Raw genomic sequence first — 18,862 nt, 5'->3', positions numbered from 1 at the left:
GCGTGCCAATGAAATGCGTCGACAGACTGCCCCCAGTGACTACGCTTGCAGGGACAAGACTGGTCGAGCGCTTCCATGCAACCACTGCTTCAATATTTCAAGGCAATGCTAAACCCCGGACCAGGGGTGTTGTTGTTCGCCTTGAGAACCATTGTCGCGGGCCTGTTGACGCTGTACCTGGCGTTCCTGTTCGACCTGGACCAGCCAAAATGGTCGATCATGGCAGTGGTCATCGTCAGTCAACCCCTGGGCGGCATGACCCTGGCGCGCAGTTTCGGCCAGGTCATCGGTACCACCCTGGGTGCGGTGGTCGCCGTGCTGATCATGGCGATTTTCCCCCAGGCGCCGCTGCCATTCATTCTGACCCTGGCCTTATGGCTGGCCCTGTGCACAGCAGGGGGGACGCTGCTGCGCTACACCAGTTCCCAGGCCTTTGTGCTCAGCGGTTATACAGCGGTGGTGGTGGCGTTGCTCGCCGTGCCCGAGCCGGATGGCATCTTCCTGCTGGCGGTAACCCGTGTCACTGAGACCTTGCTGGCAGTGGCCTGTGTCTGCGTGGTGAGCCTGCTCACGGCGCGCCCGGAGTCAGTCGCCCGGGACTACTTCACCCGGATCGACCAGGTCATCAAACTGCTCGCCACCCACGCCGCCGCCGTGATCCGCACCGAGGAAAGCGAGGACAATTTCCATCGTCGGCAAATGCAGCTGTTGGGCGAAATCAGTGCCCTGGAAGGCGTGCGGCGTCATCTGTATTTCGACGCGCCGCGGCTGCGCAGTGCCAACGCTCTGGTACAACTGCTGGGTAACCAACTGGTGCTGCTGACGTCACGCCTGACTGCTTTGCGGCACCAGCGGCTACTGCTGACCGAACGTTGGGAGGGCGAACTGCCGGAAGAAATACTGCAGATTCGCGCCGAAGAGCTGAAATTCCTCGACGAACTGGCTTACCAGGGCCGGTCGCTCTCGGCCGAGTCTCGCCAGCATTTCATCTTGCTGCAGCACCGCTTCGATGAGCTTGCCTATCGCGCCGAGCAACTGACCGAGGCCATGCCGGCGACATTGCGTTCGCTGGCCTGGTCGCTGCGCTGGGAACAGGCACGCCTGCTTGAGCAGCTGGGGCAGATTCTGGAGCTCAGCGATGCGATTCAGGAGGAGCGCCGCGCCAGCTCGGTGTTCCGCGGGCAGAATAATCCGTTGCACCTGGATTTCACCCTGGCGACCATGAACGCGGTGCGGGCCTTTACGGCGTTGGTGGTGGCCGGTCTGATCTGGATCGAGACGGGTTGGGACGGCGCCCGTGGAGGGATGGTGCTGGTGGGCATTCTCTGCTCATTGATGGCGACATTCCCGCGACCGCTGCTGGCCGCGCAGAGTTATGCCCGAGGGTTGGGACTGGCACTGGTGGTGTCAGCGCTGTATCAGTTCATGCTGGTGCCGATGATCAGTGACTTCGAAATGCTCGCGCTGTTGCTGGTGCCCTTGCTGTATGCCGTGGCGGTGGGTTTGGCCAGCCCGCCCACTACCGGGACCGGGATCGGCCTGGGGTTATCCACCTTCCTGCTGCTGGGGCCGCAGAACGCGGAGATCGGCCAGAATACGGCAATCCAGTGGTTCGAATTTGCTGGCGCGTACATGTGCGCCACGGCGCTGGCATTGAGTGTCTATGCGCTGATTTTCCCATTCCGGCCAGCCTTGCGCATCCGCCGGCTGTACTTCGAGAATCGGGCGCAGGTGTATGCCTTGTTGAAGGCCGCCGCCAGCGACGAACAGCAATTCGCCTTCGAGAGCCGCATGGTCGACAGGGTCACGATGATGCTGGGGCTGCTGCCCGCGGCGAGCGACAAAGACTCCAGGGCATTTTTCGAGTTCAGCCTGGGCTGCATGGCGTTAGGCGTGGCATTGAACCAGCTGCGACAGCAGGGGCAGGGCAACAGCTTGCTGGACGACGAAGTGCAAAGTCGCTTGCTGGCCACCGTGCGCGAGACCGGGCGGCTGATCGCCGGGCGCCAGGGTATTGAACTGACTGCCGTGCTCGGTCGCCTGCACCAACTCGGTGATTACCTGGACACTCTGCATTCGGGCGCCCATGAACATTTGTGGAGCGTGTTCCGTATGCGCGTTGCGCTGTTGATTGTGGTGTCGTTCCTGGAGCGCCACTCGGCGCATTTTCAAACGGTGGACGTGGAAGGAGTAGCTGATTTTGCCCATTGATCTGGAAGTGGGCGGCGTCTATCTGCCGCCGATCGCCCAGGCCCTGCTGCTGGCCCTGCCGGTTTTCCTTGCCCTGGACTGGGCCCTGCGGCGCATGGGGGTGCTGCGCTTTGTCTGGCACGAGGCGCTGTTCGAAGGCGCATTGTACGTGTGCGTGTGTGCCGCCCTGATACTGGTGATGGGAGCCTGACACCTTGAAAAAATTACTGCCCCGTCTAACCACCCTCGCCGTAGTGCTGCTGGCCGTCTTACTCGGCTGGTTTGCCTGGAATCACTACACGCGTGCGCCCTGGACCCGGGACGCGCGGGTGCGTGCCGACGTGGTCACCTTGTCGGCCGACGTAGCGGGGCGCATCGCCAGTCTCGGCGTGCAGGACAATCAACATGTTGCCAAGGGCCAGCTGCTGCTGGAGATCGACCCGGCGCGATACACCTTGGCCGTTGAACATGCCAGGCGTGCGGTAGAAGTATCCAAGGCCACCCTGGGGCAATCCGAGGCGGCGATCGTGTCCAGCGAGGCATTGCTCAAGCAGCGTGAGAGTGAGGAAAAACGCCGGCGCAAGCTCAAGGAAGGGTTCGCGATCTCGGGTGAGGAGTGGGAGAAATCCAGTACCGAGGTGGCGGTGGCCAAGGCCGAGCTGCTGCGCAACCAGGCTAACCTGGGCTTGGCCCAAGCCAATGTGCAACTGGCAATCGCGGCGCTGACCCAGGCCGAACTCGACCTGCAACGCACCCGCGTGGTGGCTCCGGTGAGTGGCTATGTGACCAACCTGCTGACCCGCGAGGGTGACTATGCCCCGGCGGGCGGCGCGTTACTGGCGCTGGTGGACAGTGATTCCTTTTATGTCGCGGGTTATTTCGAGGAAACCAAATTACCGCGCATCCAGGAGGGCGACCCCGTGAAGATCGAATTGATGAGCGGCGAGACCTTCGCTGGCACGGTGCAAAGCATCGCCTTCGCCATCGCCGACCGGGAAAACCTGCCAGGTGGGCGTCTGCTGGCCAACATCAACCCAAGTTACACCTGGGTAAAACTGGCACAGCGGGTGCCGGTGCGCATAGGGATTGATCCTGGCTATGCGGCAAAAAACCGCCTCCGGGCGGGGACCACCGCGACCGTGACTGTGCTGGAGAATACCCGACAACAGGCGCGATAAAAGCTTGCGCAATTGATGGGTGGGCGGCCTTGAGTGTGCCACCCAGCTACCTGCCAAACACGCAAAAAAAAACCCCACGACCGGATGAGGCGTGGGGTTAAAAAATGGGTGGGTCGCGGCCAACCAAAGAGGCTCTTGAAGCGGTTACTGACTGGCGACCGTCTCCGGTGCCCAACCGCCGCCGAGGGCCTTGTAGATGGCGACGATGCCGCGATACAGATCGACCTCGGCCTGGGCCTGGGTGTCTTCGGCCGCCAGGCGCTCACGCTGCGCGTCGAGCAGCACGAGGAAGTCGGCCGTGCCTTCGCGGTAACGGATTTGCGCCAGGTCGGCGGCCGCACGGCTTGATTCACTCTGACGAATCAACGAAATCAGGCGCTGTTGGCGTTTGCCATAGTCGCTGAATGCATTTTCCGATTCTTCCAGGGCCAGCAGCACCTGCTGTTCATAGGTCGCCAGCGCGCCTTCGGCATCAGCATCGGCACCGCGCAAACGGGCGCGCACGCTGCCCAGGTCGAAGCCCGCCCAGGTAATACTCGGGCCCAGCGCCCAGGCGTTGGCCGCTGCCGAGCCGATCTGCGAACCACGCCCGGCGGTAAAGCCAAGGAAGCCGCTCAGACTGACCCGGGGGAACAGATCGGCCTTGGCCACGCCAATCCGCGCAGTGGCCGACGCCAGCCGGCGCTCGGCACTCAGGATGTCGGGACGGCGTTGCAACAGCTCTCCCGGATCACCGATCGGCAGCGCCTTGGCGATGGCGGGCAGATCTTTGGGGCCGAGGTCGACACTCAATTTGTCCGGGCGCTCACCGAGGAGAGTGGCAATGCGGTTTTTCTGCCGCACCTGCTCGGCTTGCAACTGCGGCACGCTGGCTTCAACCGATGCCAGGCGTGCATCGGCCCTCTCGACATCAAGCTGATCACCGACGCCGGCATCACGCAGGCTGATGGTGATCTTGCGCGACTCCTGCTGATTGTTCAGGTTGGCCAGGGCGATTTTTTCTCGCAGCTGTGCGCCGCGCAGCTGACCGTAGGAATCGACCAGCTCGGCAATCATGGTGACTTGCAGCTGGTACAGATCGGCCTCGATCCCTTGCTGTTCAGCATCGGCCGACTCCAGGTTGCGCTGGATGCGGCCAAACAGATCAATCTCCCAGGCCATGTCCAGGCCCAGGTCGTAACGTTCGCTGTTGACCCGGCGGGTGGTCTGGCCTGGAATCTGCCCCTTGCCAAGGTCGCTGCTGGCGCGGCTGGTGATGGTGGGCATGGCGTCATTGCTGACATCGTCACGAATCGCCCGGGCGGCTTTCCAGCGCGCAAAAGCCACTCGCAAGTCGCGGTTGCCTTGCAGCGACTGGACCACCAACTGATTGAGGGTCGGATCTTCGAACTGCTGCCACCAGATGCCTTCGAAACGCGAGCGGTCGAAGTTTTTCTGGCCGCCAGCATCATCGGTCGCGGCCGTGATATGTGCCGGCTGCGTCGCCGGCGTCTGGTAGTCCGGGCCCACGGCGCAGGAACTCAGCGCCAGCACCAGCAGGCTCGGCAGGAAGGCTTTCAGGCTCATTGTTGCGCCTCCAGTTTCAGGGCCTTGGCCGCTTTGCGTTGTTCGCCGCGCTCCACGAAATTACGAATCAGCACATAGAACACTGGCGTCAGCAACAGGCCGAAGAAGGTCACCCCAAGCATCCCGGAGAACACCGCGACACCCATGGCGTGACGCATTTCGGCGCCAGCGCCACTGGAGAACACCAGGGGTACCACACCCATGATGAACGCAAAGGAGGTCATCAGGATCGGCCGCAGACGCAGGCGGCAGGCTTCGAGCACCGCCGCCAGCGGACTCATGCCTTCCTCCTGTTTATCCTTGGCAAACTCGACGATCAGAATCGCGTTCTTACAGGCAAGCCCCACCAACACTATCAAGCCGATCTGGGTAAAGATGTTGTTGTCGCCGCCGGAAGCAATCACACCGACAATCGCCGACAGCAGGGTCATTGGCACGATCAGAATCACCGCCAGAGGCAGGCTCCAGCTTTCGTACTGCGCCGCCAGTACCAGGAACGCCAGCAGTACGCACAGCGGGAACACGAACAGCGCGGTGTTGCCGGACAAAATCTGCTGGTAGGTCAGGTCGGTCCATTCGTACGTCATGCCGTTCGGAAGTTCTTCCTTGAGCAGTTTTTCGATGGCTTTTTCCGCTTGTCCGGAGCTGTAGCCCGGGGCTGCCGCACCGTTGATCTCAGCGGTAATGAAGCCGTTGTAGTGCATGACGCGGTCCGGGCCCGAGGTGTCGCTGACCTTGATGAAGGTCGCCAGCGGGATCATTTCACCCTTGTTGTTACGCACCTTGAGCTGGCCGATCTGGTCCGGTTCGAGGCGGAACTGCTGTTCGGCCTGCACATTGACCTGATAAGTGCGACCAAAGCGATTGAAGTCGTTGGCATACAACGAACCCAGGTAGATCTGCAGGGTGTCGAAGATGTCACTGACCGCCACGCCGTGGGTCTTGGCTTTTTCCCGGTCGATGGCTGCATCGACTTGCGGCACGTTCACGGTATAGCTGGTGAACAGGCCGGCCAGTTCCGGCACGTTGTGGCTCTTGTTGATGATGTTCATGGTTTCCTTGTACAGCTCGTCGTAGCCCAGGTTGCCCCGGTCTTCGATTTGCAGGCGGAAACCGCCAATGGTGCCCAGGCCTTGTACCGGCGGCGGCGGGAAGATCGCCATGTAGGCTTCCTGGATCCCGGCGAATTGGCCGTTCAATGCACCGGCGATGGCACCGGCAGACATGCTTGGGTCCTTGCGCTCGTCGAACGGTTTGAGCGTGACGAACACAATGCCGGCGTTCGGGCTGTTGGTGAAACCATTGATCGACAGGCCAGGGAAGGCAACCGCACTGTCCACGCCAGGCTGTTTCAGGGCCAGATCGGACATGCGCTTGATCACGTCTTCAGTGCGATCCAGGCTCGCCGCATCCGGCAGTTGTGCAAATGCCACCAGGTACTGCTTGTCCTGGCCGGGTACGAAACCGGTCGGCGTGTTGGCGAAACCGAAGAACGTCAGCACCATCAGGCCGGCGTACAGGATCAGGGCAATACCGCTGCTGCGGATAACCCGCGCAACGGTGCCGACATACCCATGGCTGGCCTTGTCGAAGAAGCGGTTGAATGGACGGAACAACCAGCCACCGAACAACTTGTCGAGACCCCGGGAGAAGCGGTCTTTGGGTGCGTCATGGCTCTTGAGCAATACCGCCGCCAGCGCCGGCGACAGGGTCAGCGAGTTAAACGCCGAGATCACCGTCGAGATCGCAATGGTCAGGGCGAACTGTTTATAGAACTGCCCGGTGAGGCCGGAAATGAACGCCGCCGGAATAAACACCGCACACAACACCAGCGCCGTGGCGATGATCGGCCCGGTCACTTCGCGCATGGCACGCTTGGTGGCCTCGACGGGGGTCAGCCCCAGTCCGATATTTCGCTCGACGTTCTCCACCACCACGATGGCGTCGTCCACCACGATGCCAATGGCCAGCACCAGCCCGAACAACGACAGGGCGTTGAGCGAGAAGCCGAATAAATGCATGACCGCAAAGGTACCGATCAGCGATACCGGCACCGCCACCAACGGAATGATCGAGGCGCGCCAGGTTTGCAGGAACAGGATCACCACCAGTACGACCAGGATCAGTGCTTCGAACAGGGTGTGAACCACCGCCTCGATGGAGCCGCGCACGAAGATCGTCGGGTCATAGACGATGCTGAAGTCCATGCCTTCGGGGAAGTTTTTCTTCAGCTCCGCCATCTTGTCGCGGACCTGGTTGGAGATTTCGATGGCGTTGGAACCAGGACGCTGGAAAATCGGAATCGCTACTGCCGGTTGATTGTTCAGCAGTGAACGCAGGGCGTACTGGCTGGAACCCAGTTCAACCCGGGCGATGTCTTTGAGACGGGTGATCTCGCCGTTGTCCCCGGAGCGAATGATGATGTTCTCGAACTCTTCCTCGGACACCAGGCGACCCTGGGTGTTGACCGACAACTGGAACGCCGTGGCATTCGGTGCGGGCGGGGCGCCCAGGGCGCCGGCTGCGACCTGGCGGTTCTGCTCGCGAATGGCGGTGACCACATCGGTGGCCGTCAGGTTGCGCGAAGCCGTCTTGTTCGGATCGAGCCAGACCCGCAGGGAGTAGTCGCCCATGCCGAACAGCTGCACATCGCCCACACCACCCAGGCGCGCCAGTTCATCCTTGATGTTGAGCAGGGCATAGTTGGACAGGTACAGCATGTCGTAGCGTTTGTCCGGTGAGGTCAAGTGCACGACCATCGTCAGGTCGGGCGAAGCCTTGTCTACGGTGATACCGATGCGCGTCACTTCCTCGGGAAGTTTGGGCTCGGTACGGGTCACGCGGTTCTGCACCTGCACCTGCGCGTTATCCAGGTCGGTACCCAGGGCGAAGGTGATGGTCAGGGTGATCTTGCCATCGGCGGTCGACTGCGAGGACATGTACAGCATGTTCTCGACGCCGGTGATGGCTTGCTCCAAAGGAGCCGCCACGGTCTCGCCGATGACTTTGGGGTTGGCACCGGGGAAGTTGGCGCGCACCACGACGGTCGGCGGTACCACTTCCGGGTATTCGCTGATGGGCAACTGGAACAGCGAGATCGCACCGGCAATCAGGATCAGCAGCGACAAAACCGCTGCGAAGATCGGCCGGGATATGAAGAATTGGGAAAAATTCATCGGAGTTGTCGTCCCTTAACCGCGTGGAGTCGCGGCAGCCACTTTCACAACCGACCCTGGCGCGACCTTGGCAGGTGCGACTTGTGGCAGGTTGCTGGCTTCCAGCGCTTGTCGTTGTTGGGCGAGTGCCGCGAGGGTTTGCTCACTGGCCATCGGAATCACTTCAGGGGTGACCGGTGAGCCGGGACGCACACGTTGCAGGCCCTTGACGATCACCGTGTCATCTTTGCTCAGGCCGCTGCGCACGATGCGCAACCCTTCGATCTTCGGCCCCAGCTCGACTGCGCGGTAAGCGGTGTTGTTGTCGCCATCCATCACCAGCACGAACTTCTTGCCCAGGTCAGTACCGACCGCTTCATCGTTGATCAACACGGCGGAGTAGGTGCCGCTGCCGACCAGTTTCAGCCGCGCATAAAGGCCCGGGGTGTAGGCGCCGTCAGTGTTGTCGAATACCGCGCGACCACGGATGGTGCCGGTTTTCGGGTTGACCTGGTTGTCGACAAAGTTCATTACACCCTGATGCGGGTTGCCGTCTTCGTTGGACAGGCCCAGGTACACCGGAGTGGTTGCACCGCGTTTGCCCTGGCGCGCCAGCTGGGTGTACTTGAGGAACACGCGCTCGTCGGCGTCGAAGTAGGCATAGACCTTGTCGGTGGAAACCACACTGGTCAGCGCCGTGGTGTCGGCTGTCACCAGGTTGCCGGCGGTGATTTCCGCACGACTGACGCGACCGCTGATGGGGGCGGTGACTCGGGTGAAGCTCAGGTTCAGTTTCGCCAGGTCGAGTTGCGCTTGCAGGGCGCCGACGGCTGCGCGGGCTTCTTGGGAAGCACTGGTGCGCGAATCGGCCAGCTCGGCGGAAATCGCATTGCTGCTGCGCAGGCGTTCACCGCGCTGGGCTTCGTTTTCACTGCGGGTGGCGTTGGCACGTGATTGCGCGACCAGGGCTTCGAGGCGGCGGACCTCTGCCTGGAACGGACGCGGGTCGATCTGGAACAGCAGGTCACCTTTCTTGACCAGCGCGCCTTCAGTGAAGGCCACTTCATCGATCTGCCCGGAAACCCGCGGACGAATTTCCACGGTCTCCGGCGCTTCGAGGCGCCCGGTGAATTCGTCCCATTCGTTGACTGGCTGTTCCAGCACCTTGGCCACGCTGACCTTGGCAGCTGGCATGGCGGCCGCTGTCTCCGGCGTCTTGCCGCAGGCGCTCATCACCAGTACGGCCAGAAGGGCCAACGGGAAGCGCAAATGTTTGAGTGACTGTTCCATGGATGCATCCGCCAATGTATTGAGAATGGACGGATGATGATTGGCGGGGTTGTATCGCACGAATCGAATGAAGCGAAGGTAACTATCATTCGGAATGATATAAGAATCAATTCAGCCCTCTAGCATGCGCCTTTCGTTAGGGGGCTATCAATATGCTTGATGGTAATTGTTTGTTGCGGGACGTGTAAGGGTTATGCATCGAGCTGCACGGGTCGCAATGGCTGCATTAGGACCGCATGTGGCGCGCGCTTGCCGGCCCATTAACTCCATTATAAGTCTTTTTAAATCAGTTTTTGATACATAAGCCACAAGATAACAGTGTTATCCTGAGCTTGAACGTTTAAACAGATAACTCCTTTTTGCTGGGGGTTAAACGACAATCAGGTGCGGAACGCCCACTATGCTGGATTTAAGCTTCAGTACCCCTCAAGAGATCGTGAAGCGGCTCTGCGCACGCCTTCGCACTGAGCGGCTGGCCCGCCAGATGACACAAGCCGAAGTGGCCGGGCGCGCGGGGGTCGGCACTAACACCGTGTCCAACCTGGAAGCTGGCCGCAATGTGGGGTTCGAAAGCCTGGTCCGCGTCGCCATGGTTCTCGGGCGAAGCAAAGACCTTGAAGGATTGTTCCTGCCCAAGCTGGACAGCCTCGATGACATCCGCCGTTATGAAGACAGTGCCAAGCGTTCCCGTATCAAAAGGAAAGCTGACAATGCTTGAGCAAGTCGATGTGTATTACACCGGCTGGGGTGAGCGCTGGTTGTGGGGATCGCTTGTTTCCACCGCCACCCTTATCGGTCGCCCGCAGATAGTGTTCGAGTACAGCGATCAAGCCAGGGCACGAGGCCTGGAGCTGTCCGCTTATACGCTGCCATTGCTGGGTGACAAGCTGCGCAGGGGCTTCCCAGTCCATCAATTGGGCTTGCCAGGGCCCGTTTATGACGCTCTGCCTGATGGCTGGGGCATGCTGTTGATGGACCGCTTGTTCAGGCGTCGGCGACTCAACCCGGCACGAATAGGCCCTCTGGAACGCCTGTCCTACATTGGCGATCATGGCATGGGGGCCATGTCGTTCGAGCCAGTCGTACCAGAGTGGGACGGTACTCAAAATCCAGTATCCCTCGACCTGCTGGCAGCTGAGGTGCAGGAAGTTCTGCACGGTGAAGGAGGGGAGTTCCTGCATAAATTGCTGCAGGTCGGTGGCTCTCCTCAAGGCGCGAGGCCCAAGGCACTGCTCTATCGCGATCCGCGGACCGGTGTGTTTACTACCGCCGCGATACCGGGCCTGGAAGCCTGGCTGATCAAGTTCCCGGCCAAAGGCGAACACCCCGAGGTGTGTGCAATTGAAATGGTGTACGCCGAGTGCCTGCGCATGTGCGGTATACCGACCCCGGACACCCAGTATTTCAATCTGCCCAATGGACTGGCGGCCTTCGCGACCAGGCGCTTTGATCGACAAGATGGCCTGCGGATTCCGATGCAGAGCCTGGCGGCTTTTACCGGAGCCGACTTTCAGTCGCCGGGAGTGCTGGACTATGTGAACTTCCTGCGCGCGACCCAGCTGTGCACCAACGATGTGCGAGAGAAAGCCTGCGCATTTGAGCGAGCAGTGTTCAACGTCGCATTTAACAATCGGGACGATCACCCCAAGAATTTTGCTTATGTCATGTTGCCAACCGGCGAATGGAAGCTGGCACCTGCCTACGACGTGACCTTCTGCGAAGGACCCGGCGGGTATCACCAGATGGATGTGATGGGCGAGGCCTTGGCGGTCAATCGGGAGGCGATGCTCAGTCTTGCTCGCGAAGCAGAAGTCTCACAACAAACAGCAGCCGACATCATTGACCGGGTTTGCGAGGTCGCCATCAAATTCGCTGCCATTGCCGAAAGCGGTAACCCCAAAGCGATTAGCCTGAACACCCTGGAAATCATTCAAGACCGCATAAACCAGAATATCGGCCTGCTTCGCTGAGGATCACTCGCTGTTGGGGGCTAACGGCTTGAAGCCCATTTGTCTGGACCGGCAAATCCCCGGTCAGGCAAGACTGTCCGGATCCCCGAAGAACATCTGGATCCGCGAGCGCAACCAGCGTTCTCCAGGATCGTTGTCCTGCGAGCCACGCCAGGCCATGTGCAGTTCGAAACTGCGCACTGGCAAAGGCGGGTCCTCGGCGCGCACGCCGCCGGCGGCAGTCAGAGCATCGGCGGTGTAATCGGGCACTGTAGCGACAATATCCGTACCGGACAGCAACGTGCTCAAGCCGTTGAACTGCGGTACCGCGAGCACGACATGGCGCTTGCGCCCGAGTTTTTCCAGCTCTTCATCGATAAACCCGCTCAGGTCGCCGGCGAACGACACCAGCGCATGGGGGCGGGCGCAGAAGTCGTCCAGGCTCAGGGGGCCCGGCACCGTATCGGCACGCAGCAGTTTGGGCATGCTGCGGCGCAGCACCTTGCGTTTGGCGTTGGCCGGCAGGTCGGCGGTGTAGCTGACGCCGATGGAGATCTCGCCTGAAGCCAGCAAGGCCGGCATCAGGATGTAGTTGGCGCGGCGCACTACCAGCACGATCCCCGGGGATTCGGCGCGCAGGCGCTTGAGCAGCATCGGCAGCAGGGCGAACTCGACGTCGTCCGACAGCCCTATGCGAAATACCGCCGTGCTGGTGGCTGGGTCAAATTCTGCAGCGCGGCTGACGGCCGTGGAAATCGAATCCAGTGCCGGGGAGAGCAGGGCGAAGATCTCCACCGCCCGTGCGGAAGGCTCCATGCTACGGCCGGTGCGCACGAACAACGGATCATCGAACAGCCCACGCAGGCGCGAGAGTGCGGCGCTGATCGCGGGCTGGCCAAGGAACAATTTCTCCGCAGCGCGGGTCACACTGCGCTCGTGCATGAGTGTTTCGAATACGATCAACAGGTTCAGGTCGACACGACGCAGGTCATTACGATTCATCTGGAGTCCTGGCAGAGTCAAGGCTTGACGGGGGCGGTCATATGAGAACAATGACCGGCATGAATCTTACGGGGAAAGGCTGGTACTCTGCACCGAATAATTCATTTTTACCGATGCCGTTCGCCCATGTCCTGGCCAACCGTTGATCCTTTCGAGGGTGCGGAATCAATGACAGGCATGTCGACTATTAATAGCCACTGATAGTCTTGGCTACAAAGCCCATATAGAGTTCGGGGCATTAGAGGTTTCTTTGACGAGGTTTGCGATGTCACGCACGATCCGTTTTCACAAGTTTGGTCCGGCCGAGGTGCTCAAATGCGAAGAGCATGCGGCTGCTTTGCCCGCGCCGGGCGAAGTGCAGGTGCGCGTCGAGGCGATTGGCATCAGCTGGTACGACATTCTCTGGCGCCAGAACCTGGCGCCCTCCCATGCTCGACTGCCTTCGGGCCTGGGGCATGAAATGTCTGGCGTGGTCACGGCGCTCGGAGAGGGCGTCGACGATCTGGAAGTGGGCGACAAGGTGGCCAGCTTCCCGGCGCAGAGCCCGAATGATTACCCGGTGTACGGTGAACAGATTGTACTGCCACGCACTGCGCTGACCCGTTACCCGGATGTACTCAGCCCGGTTGAAGCCAGCGTGCACTACACGCCGCTGTTGATCGCCTATTTTGCTTATGTCGACCTGGCACGGGTCAAACCCGGCCAGTTCGCCCTGGTCACTGACGCCAGCCACTGTGCCGGTCCGTCTTTTGTGCAACTGGGCAAGGCGTTGGGCGTAAGGGTTATCGCGGCGACGAAGAGTGCCGAAGAGCGGGAGAACCTGCTGTCCCTCGGAGCGGAAAAAGTCATCGTCACCGAGGAACAGGATCTGCTGATGCAGATCAACAAGATCACCGATAACCGTGGCGTTGACGTGGTGTTCGATGGCTTGGGTGGCCCGCAGATGTCACTGCTCGGCGATGTCCTCGCACCCCGTGGCAGCCTGGTGCTGTACGGTCTGCAAGGGGGCAACCAGACACCATTCCCGGCCTGTGCAGCGTTCCAGAAGAACATTCAGTTCTTCGTCCACTGCATCGGTAACTTCACCGGCAAGCCGGAACTGGGCATCGTCCAGGACCAGGTGTCGCTGCAGCGTGCCCTGCGCGATATCAACCAGCTGACGGCGGACCGCGTGCTGCTGCCACTCAAGACTCGGGTGTTCCCGTTTGCCGAGTTCGTCGAAGCCCACCGCTACATGGACGAATGCCCATGCCGCGAACGGGTCGCGCTTCAAGTCGAACCGGCCTGACGTCCCCCCCCCCTGAAAAAGTCCGTGACCCACACGGACTTTTTTGTTTTCGGGTTTTAAACAAATCTCTGTTTCCCTTCCGGGCAGCCTGTTCAGCAACTGAACTGGTTTTTCCCCACCATCTGTATCTTCTAATCAGCCAGTAAGCCTTGATAATTGAACGATTGCTTCATCTCAAGGAATGCGTCATGACTGAGTGTCAAGTTGTTACTTTTCAGTACAGTCCGTTGATGTGCGCCAAACAATCTGTTGATCGTCTTTCCGTGATCAAAAACGCACTTGTAGCTTCATTCCTAAATTCTCGTAGTAATTATCTGTCAGACATTGTGGGATATTTCCTAGGACGCAGAGCAAGCCCTCTAACTCAATGCTTTGAGCGGTTTCTTTGAAACTATCGACGATGAAACCTTGGTCCCGGCTTATTTATTTCAAATAATGTCTTGCCCCTTTAAGTGCTAGCATTTGGTAATAAATCTCCGTCGTCAGAATGTAACGGGCAAAGCGCTGCGCAAAAATTATTTGCGTGGTTCGTGATATCGATTTTCCAGCACCAGGTATATAAATATGACCAGCATCCATGATCAAGCCATGAACCATGTCTACCAACAGATATTGCAACGGTTACTGGGTTTTTTCTCTCGCGCCGAACGCACGGCGTTACAGCTGTTAATTCAGCGCCTGGTAGTTGCCGCAGGCGGCATGGAGCGCCTTGCCGATTACAAGGTACTGGCGATTCAGACCGGGTCCCGGGACAGTTGTTACACCCTGGCGCTGTTGCGTGCAGCACAGTTGAGCATCGCCGGCCGGGCACCGGCCACCTTCCAGCTGCGTGTCGCGTCATTGCAGCAGAGCGGCGTCAGCGCCACGGCGCTGGACAACATCCACAACAGTTACAGCGCTTTGTTTCTTTATGACGACCCGCGGGTCGACGTGCTGAGGGTCGACAATCGCGAGGTGCTGCCGTTCACTCAGCCAGCGCCGATATCCGATGCCGGCCGCGAGGTCAGCCGCCTGAACCTGCTGATGGTCGGACATCGCCGCGACAGCGATGATGCGCTTGATCTCTGGGACAACGGATTTCTCGCCACGGGAGAGTTCTATGGCCAGATCGCGCGGTGGGATGGTGGGGTAGACGCCTTGGTCAGTAGCGAGACACCACGCCAGCAGAAGCAATTTTTGTACGGCTTCAAGCGGGCGACCGCCAAGGCCGGCCTCTTGCCGTCGCGGTACACTGAACACGGCTACGAAGATCTGTTCACGCTGCTCGATGAGGTCGGCCCGGAGTACTATCGGGGGTTTGAGCCCGAGCTCATGCAGCCGCACTGGCGTCCCTCTGAACTGTTCGAAACTTGCCGGCGCGCGACCTTCATCGACATACACGACATGCTGGTCAGCAATCTTGAGCAGCGCTGGCCGCTGCTGACCGAATTCCTGGGCTTCCAGCCCGACGGACTGATGGCCTACGCGAGCGATAATGAGCTCGTCAGCCTTGAACTAAGCGCTCATGTACGCGGGTTGCAGGCCTGTTTCGTGCACGGCGACAGCTATGAATCCGGGGTCGCCGAGTTCTTCCAGCGAACACTGGTCATGATGCGCCGCAAGCAGCTATCGGATGGCTTGTGCCAGCAGGCTGCGCAAGTGTTTGGCCAAATCACCACGGATGCCGAACAGCGAGCCCTGGGCACTGCATATGCCCATAAGAATCTTGGCCTGAGCGAAGCGCAGCTGGTGTGCCTGCTGTTCGCGCCTTTCGTCGACAAGGGCGCGAGGCTGGAGGGTTTCCTGCGCCGGTGCCATCCCGGGATGCTGATTGCCGTGCCGGATTTGCACCGAGCCATGCAAGGCCACGCTGTGCCCGAGCAGATCCTGCAATGGATGGTGGATGTAAGCGGCTTGCCGCTCGCGTTGATTGGCAAGCTTTATCGCATGGAGCGGGCAGTTGAAGGTGCACCTGGCGCGTCAGCGATCACCTGCGATACGGACAACACCCAAGCGAGTGACGGGTCAACGGGGCGTTGAATGGCGTGCGAGAAACCGGCTTTGCCTACCAGGCGGTTTACCGCTACCTGACCCAACTGATCAACGAGTCGGCCAGGGACGCCCGGGTGCGCCTCCCTTCCTTGCGCCAATTGGCCGACCGCTTGAGCGTCTCGATCTCGACCATCCAGTATGCCTACTCGCTACTGGAGAAAGAGGGGCGGGTTTACTCCTTGGCCAAGTCGGGCTACTACGCAGTACCGATGTCGTCCATCGACACCCTGGGCGATGGTCACGATCTGCTGGAAACCGTTTACGTCAACGCCCGAAACCCGTCAATGCTGGTGCTCAGCGCCGACGAACCCACCCTGTTGCAGCCCCTCGACAGCCCTTTGCTGCTGCTGGAGAGGGAATTGCTACGCCAGTACCCGCGGCAGCCGCAATCGTCAGCGCAACCCTGCGGTGAACTGGAACTGCGGGCTGCACTGGCGGCGCGATATACCACCTCGCCACTGCGCTGCTGGCACGCCGAGGACGTGTATATCGGCGCGGATCTGCGTGGCGTGCTGGAGATTCTGATCGGGGTGCTGAGCCTCAGGCATTCCACGGTCGTGGTCGAATCGCCTTGCGACTGGCCCGTGCTGCGCCTGTTCGAGTCGGCCAACGTCAAGGTCATTGAATTGGCCGTACAAGCCGACGGCGAGCTGGATATCGACACGCTTGAACGGACGCTGCAGCTCAATCCGGTGCAACTGGTGCTGTTGTCTTCGCGGTTGAATATGCCCCGCGCCAGTCTGGCGTCCGAGGACAACCGGCGGGCCATTGCGCGACTGCTGGAGCGGCATGCCTGCTGGGTCCTGGAAAACGACTGTCACGGCGAACTTGGCTTCGATCCGGACGGCCTGCGCTTTCGCGACCTGTTGGACCCTGATCGGCTGCTGGTCTATTCGACGTTTGAAAAAATCATCGGGCCTGAGGCGCCCTTTGGCTATGTGCTTTCGCGGCACCTGCGCATGCAACTGCAACGGCAATTTCTGTTGCGCTCGTTCCGATTGTCGCCGATTCGCCAGAAAGCCATCGCACGCCTGTACATCAATGGGCGGATTGATCAGCACCTTCAAGTGTTGCGTCGCCTGCTCAAGGATCGCTCGGTACAGATGAGCCAGTTGCTGAACGAACGCCTGGGCGATGCCCTGAGCTTTGTCGAGCCCCAGGGCGGCGCAACGATCTGGGTACGCTCATTGCGCCAGGTGGATGTGCGCCGGGTGTTCCAGCGCTTACTGCAACGCCAGGTATTGATTGCCCCCGGCGAGTTGTTCAGTTTGCAGGGACTGCATGCGCAGCACATGCGTCTGAGCCATACCTTCGGCGGCGATCATGACCTGTCGGCCGCCATCGGCTTGCTCGGTGACGCGTTGCGCCTGGAGTCGCTGAATTAAGCAAAGCAGCCGGTGTCGTGCACATGGGGGATCGATCTGATCGCGTTGTGGTCAAACTGCCAGTAAACTGCGATCCAATTCCCGAACCAATAGATTCCAGAGGTTTTGCATGACACTCAATCCTTTTGCGGGCAAACCGGCACCGGCAGAACTGTTGGTCGATATCCCGCGACTGGTAACGGCCTACTACACCGGCCAGCCCGACGCCGCCATCTCCACCCAGCGCGTTGCGTTCGGCACCTCCGGGCACCGCGGCAGCTCGTTCGATTTGAGTTTCAACGAATGGCACGTCCTGGCGATCAGCCAGGCTATTTGCTTGTATCGCCAGGCGCAGGGCATCGACGGCCCGCTGTTTGTCGGGATCGATACCCACGCTTTGTCCACTCCGGCGGGCGCCAGCGCCCTGGAAGTACTCGCCGCCAATGGCGTCACCGTGATGATTGCCGAGGGTGACGAATACACCCCGACCCCGGCCATCTCCCACGCCATCCTGTGCTACAACCGTGGCCGTACCTCGGGCCTGGCCGACGGCATCGTCATTACGCCGTCGCACAACCCGCCACAAAGCGGTGGCTACAAATACAACCCTACCAACGGCGGCCCGGCCGACACCCACATCACCAAGTGGATCGAAGCCAAGGCCAACGAGCTGCTCGGCAACAAGCTCGCCGGGGTCAAGCGCATCAGTTACGAGCAAGCCCTGAAGGCCGAGACCACCCATCGCCACGACTACCTCAATACCTATGTCGCCGACCTGATCAACGTGATCGATTTCGATGCCATTCGCGCTGCCAAGCTGCGCCTGGGTGTTGATCCGCTGGGTGGAGCAGGGGTGCGCTACTGGTCAGCGATCGCCGATCACTACCAACTCGACCTCGAAGTGGTCAACAAACAAGTGGATCCGACCTTCCGCTTCATGACAGTCGACTGGGATGGCCAGATTCGCATGGACCCCTCGTCCAGCCATGCCATGCAAGGCCTGATCGGCCTCAAGGAACGCTTCGATGTGGCATTCGCTTGCGATCCGGACCACGATCGTCACGGCATCGTCACGCCGTCGGGTGGCCTGTTGGCGCCCAACAGCTACCTTGCTGTGTCGATCGATTACCTGTTCCAGAACCGCCCCCTTTGGCGCGCCGACGCGGCCGTGGGCAAGACCGTGGTCAGCAGTGGCCTGATCGACCGAGTGGCCAAGCGCCTGGGTCGCCGACTGTATGAAGTGCCGGTGGGCTTCAAATGGTTTGCGGACGGCCTGTTTGACGGTTCCCTGGGCTTTGGCGGCGAAGAAAGCGCCGGTGCCTCGTTCCTGCGCAAGGACGGTGGCGTCTGGAGCACCGACAAGGACGGTCTGATCCCGGCATTGCTGGCTGCAGAAATGACCGCCCGTACCGGTCGTGATCCAAGCCAGGCTTATAGCGCCCTGACCGATGAGCTGGGCGAACCGTTCTCGGTGCGGGTCGACGCCAAGGCCAACCCGGAACAGAAAGCCTTGCTGAGCAAATTGTCGCCTGACCAGGTGACATCGACCCAACTGGCCGGGGAAGCGATCCAGAGCATCCTCAGCCATGCACCGGGTAACGACCAGGCCATCGGCGGACTGAAAGTCATGACCGAAAACGGCTGGTTCGCCGCGCGCCCGTCCGGCACCGAAGACATCTACAAGATCTACGCCGAGAGTTTCGTCAGTGACGAGCACCTCAAGCTGCTGGTTGCAGAAGCGCAGACACTGGTGGACGGCGCTATTTCCTCGAAGTAATCAGGATAGGGTCACGCAACAGCAAAAGGGGCGACCGTTGAGGTTCGCCCCTTTTTTTGCCTTCATGGCTTT

General features: G+C 60.3%; 13 protein-coding genes. 9 read left to right on the top strand and 4 right to left on the bottom strand.

Annotated features, from left to right (window positions below; translation table 11 throughout):
* Positions 1 to 75 precede the first annotated feature (75 nt).
* From HYI44_RS21270 to HYI44_RS21260, 3 genes are read left to right on the top strand one after another with little or no spacing between them, the layout of a single operon-like run.
* Positions 76 to 2,211 carry an FUSC family protein gene (locus HYI44_RS21270; RefSeq protein WP_122840486.1) on the top strand — a complete coding sequence of 712 codons (2,136 nt, stop codon included), beginning with the start codon at positions 76 to 78 and terminating at the stop codon, positions 2,209 to 2,211.
* A complete protein-coding gene (locus tag HYI44_RS21265) occupies positions 2,201 to 2,401 on the top strand; it encodes a DUF1656 domain-containing protein (RefSeq protein ID WP_045058365.1) in 201 nt (66 codons plus the stop codon). The genes HYI44_RS21270 and HYI44_RS21265 overlap by 11 nt, the downstream gene beginning before the upstream one ends.
* Before the next feature lie 4 nt (positions 2,402 to 2,405).
* The gene (locus HYI44_RS21260) at positions 2,406 to 3,368 is read left to right on the top strand and encodes an HlyD family secretion protein (protein ID WP_225570437.1); all 963 of its coding nucleotides are present in this window, start codon (positions 2,406 to 2,408) and stop codon (positions 3,366 to 3,368) included.
* A gap of 144 nt (positions 3,369 to 3,512) precedes the next feature.
* Here HYI44_RS21260 and HYI44_RS21255 read toward each other — a convergent pair whose 3' ends face one another.
* Genes HYI44_RS21255 through mexE form a run of 3 tightly spaced genes read right to left on the bottom strand, consistent with a single transcriptional unit; the run spans position 3,513 to position 9,379 of the window.
* Positions 3,513 to 4,934, bottom strand: coding sequence for an efflux transporter outer membrane subunit (locus HYI44_RS21255; protein ID WP_225570436.1), 1,422 nt, complete (start codon positions 4,932 to 4,934; stop codon positions 3,513 to 3,515).
* Positions 4,931 to 8,110, bottom strand: coding sequence for an efflux RND transporter permease subunit (locus HYI44_RS21250; protein ID WP_205892591.1), 3,180 nt, complete (start codon positions 8,108 to 8,110; stop codon positions 4,931 to 4,933). Before HYI44_RS21250 ends, HYI44_RS21255 begins: the two co-directional genes overlap by 4 nt.
* Before the next feature lie 15 nt (positions 8,111 to 8,125).
* Positions 8,126 to 9,379: a multidrug efflux RND transporter periplasmic adaptor subunit MexE gene (gene mexE / locus HYI44_RS21245; RefSeq protein ID WP_122840482.1), complete on the bottom strand. Its 1,254-nt coding sequence runs from the start codon at positions 9,377 to 9,379 to the stop codon at positions 8,126 to 8,128.
* 400 nt (positions 9,380 to 9,779) lie between these two features.
* On the opposite strand from mexE, the gene HYI44_RS21240 reads away from it, so the two are divergent.
* Both HYI44_RS21240 and HYI44_RS21235 read left to right on the top strand, forming a co-directional pair.
* Complete coding sequence (locus tag HYI44_RS21240) at positions 9,780 to 10,097, top strand: helix-turn-helix domain-containing protein (RefSeq protein WP_225570435.1); 318 nt, start codon at positions 9,780 to 9,782, stop codon at positions 10,095 to 10,097.
* The gene (locus tag HYI44_RS21235; protein ID WP_225570434.1) at positions 10,090 to 11,349 is read left to right on the top strand and encodes a type II toxin-antitoxin system HipA family toxin; all 1,260 of its coding nucleotides are present in this window, start codon (positions 10,090 to 10,092) and stop codon (positions 11,347 to 11,349) included. Before HYI44_RS21240 ends, HYI44_RS21235 begins: the two co-directional genes overlap by 8 nt.
* A gap of 63 nt (positions 11,350 to 11,412) precedes the next feature.
* On the opposite strand, the gene HYI44_RS21230 is transcribed toward HYI44_RS21235, so the two are convergent.
* Positions 11,413 to 12,330 carry a LysR family transcriptional regulator gene (locus HYI44_RS21230; protein ID WP_225570433.1) on the bottom strand — a complete coding sequence of 306 codons (918 nt, stop codon included), beginning with the start codon at positions 12,328 to 12,330 and terminating at the stop codon, positions 11,413 to 11,415.
* A 265-nt stretch (positions 12,331 to 12,595) separates the two neighbouring features.
* Here HYI44_RS21230 and HYI44_RS21225 point away from each other — a divergent pair, with 265 nt between their 5' ends.
* The 4 genes from HYI44_RS21225 to pgm all read left to right on the top strand — a co-directional run bounded on the left by HYI44_RS21225 (position 12,596) and on the right by pgm (position 18,790).
* Entirely contained in the window at positions 12,596 to 13,618 is a 1,023-nt protein-coding gene (locus HYI44_RS21225; RefSeq protein WP_225570432.1) for a zinc-dependent alcohol dehydrogenase family protein, read from the top strand.
* Positions 13,619 to 14,182: 564 nt separating this feature from the next.
* Complete coding sequence (locus HYI44_RS21220; protein ID WP_225570431.1) at positions 14,183 to 15,637, top strand: hypothetical protein; 1,455 nt, start codon at positions 14,183 to 14,185, stop codon at positions 15,635 to 15,637.
* A complete protein-coding gene (locus HYI44_RS21215; protein ID WP_225570430.1) occupies positions 15,634 to 17,034 on the top strand; it encodes a PLP-dependent aminotransferase family protein in 1,401 nt (466 codons plus the stop codon). The genes HYI44_RS21220 and HYI44_RS21215 overlap by 4 nt, the downstream gene beginning before the upstream one ends.
* Before the next feature lie 109 nt (positions 17,035 to 17,143).
* Positions 17,144 to 18,790: a phosphoglucomutase (alpha-D-glucose-1,6-bisphosphate-dependent) gene (pgm, locus tag HYI44_RS21210; RefSeq protein ID WP_225570429.1), complete on the top strand. Its 1,647-nt coding sequence runs from the start codon at positions 17,144 to 17,146 to the stop codon at positions 18,788 to 18,790.
* Positions 18,791 to 18,862 lie beyond the last annotated feature (72 nt).

This window comes from Pseudomonas sp. Y24-6 (genome assembly GCF_020295325.1).
In the GTDB taxonomy this organism is placed as follows: domain Bacteria; phylum Pseudomonadota; class Gammaproteobacteria; order Pseudomonadales; family Pseudomonadaceae; genus Aquipseudomonas; species Aquipseudomonas gregormendelii.
Note: the sequence above shows the minus strand (reverse complement) of the source record. Positions and strands in the feature narration are given on the sequence as shown.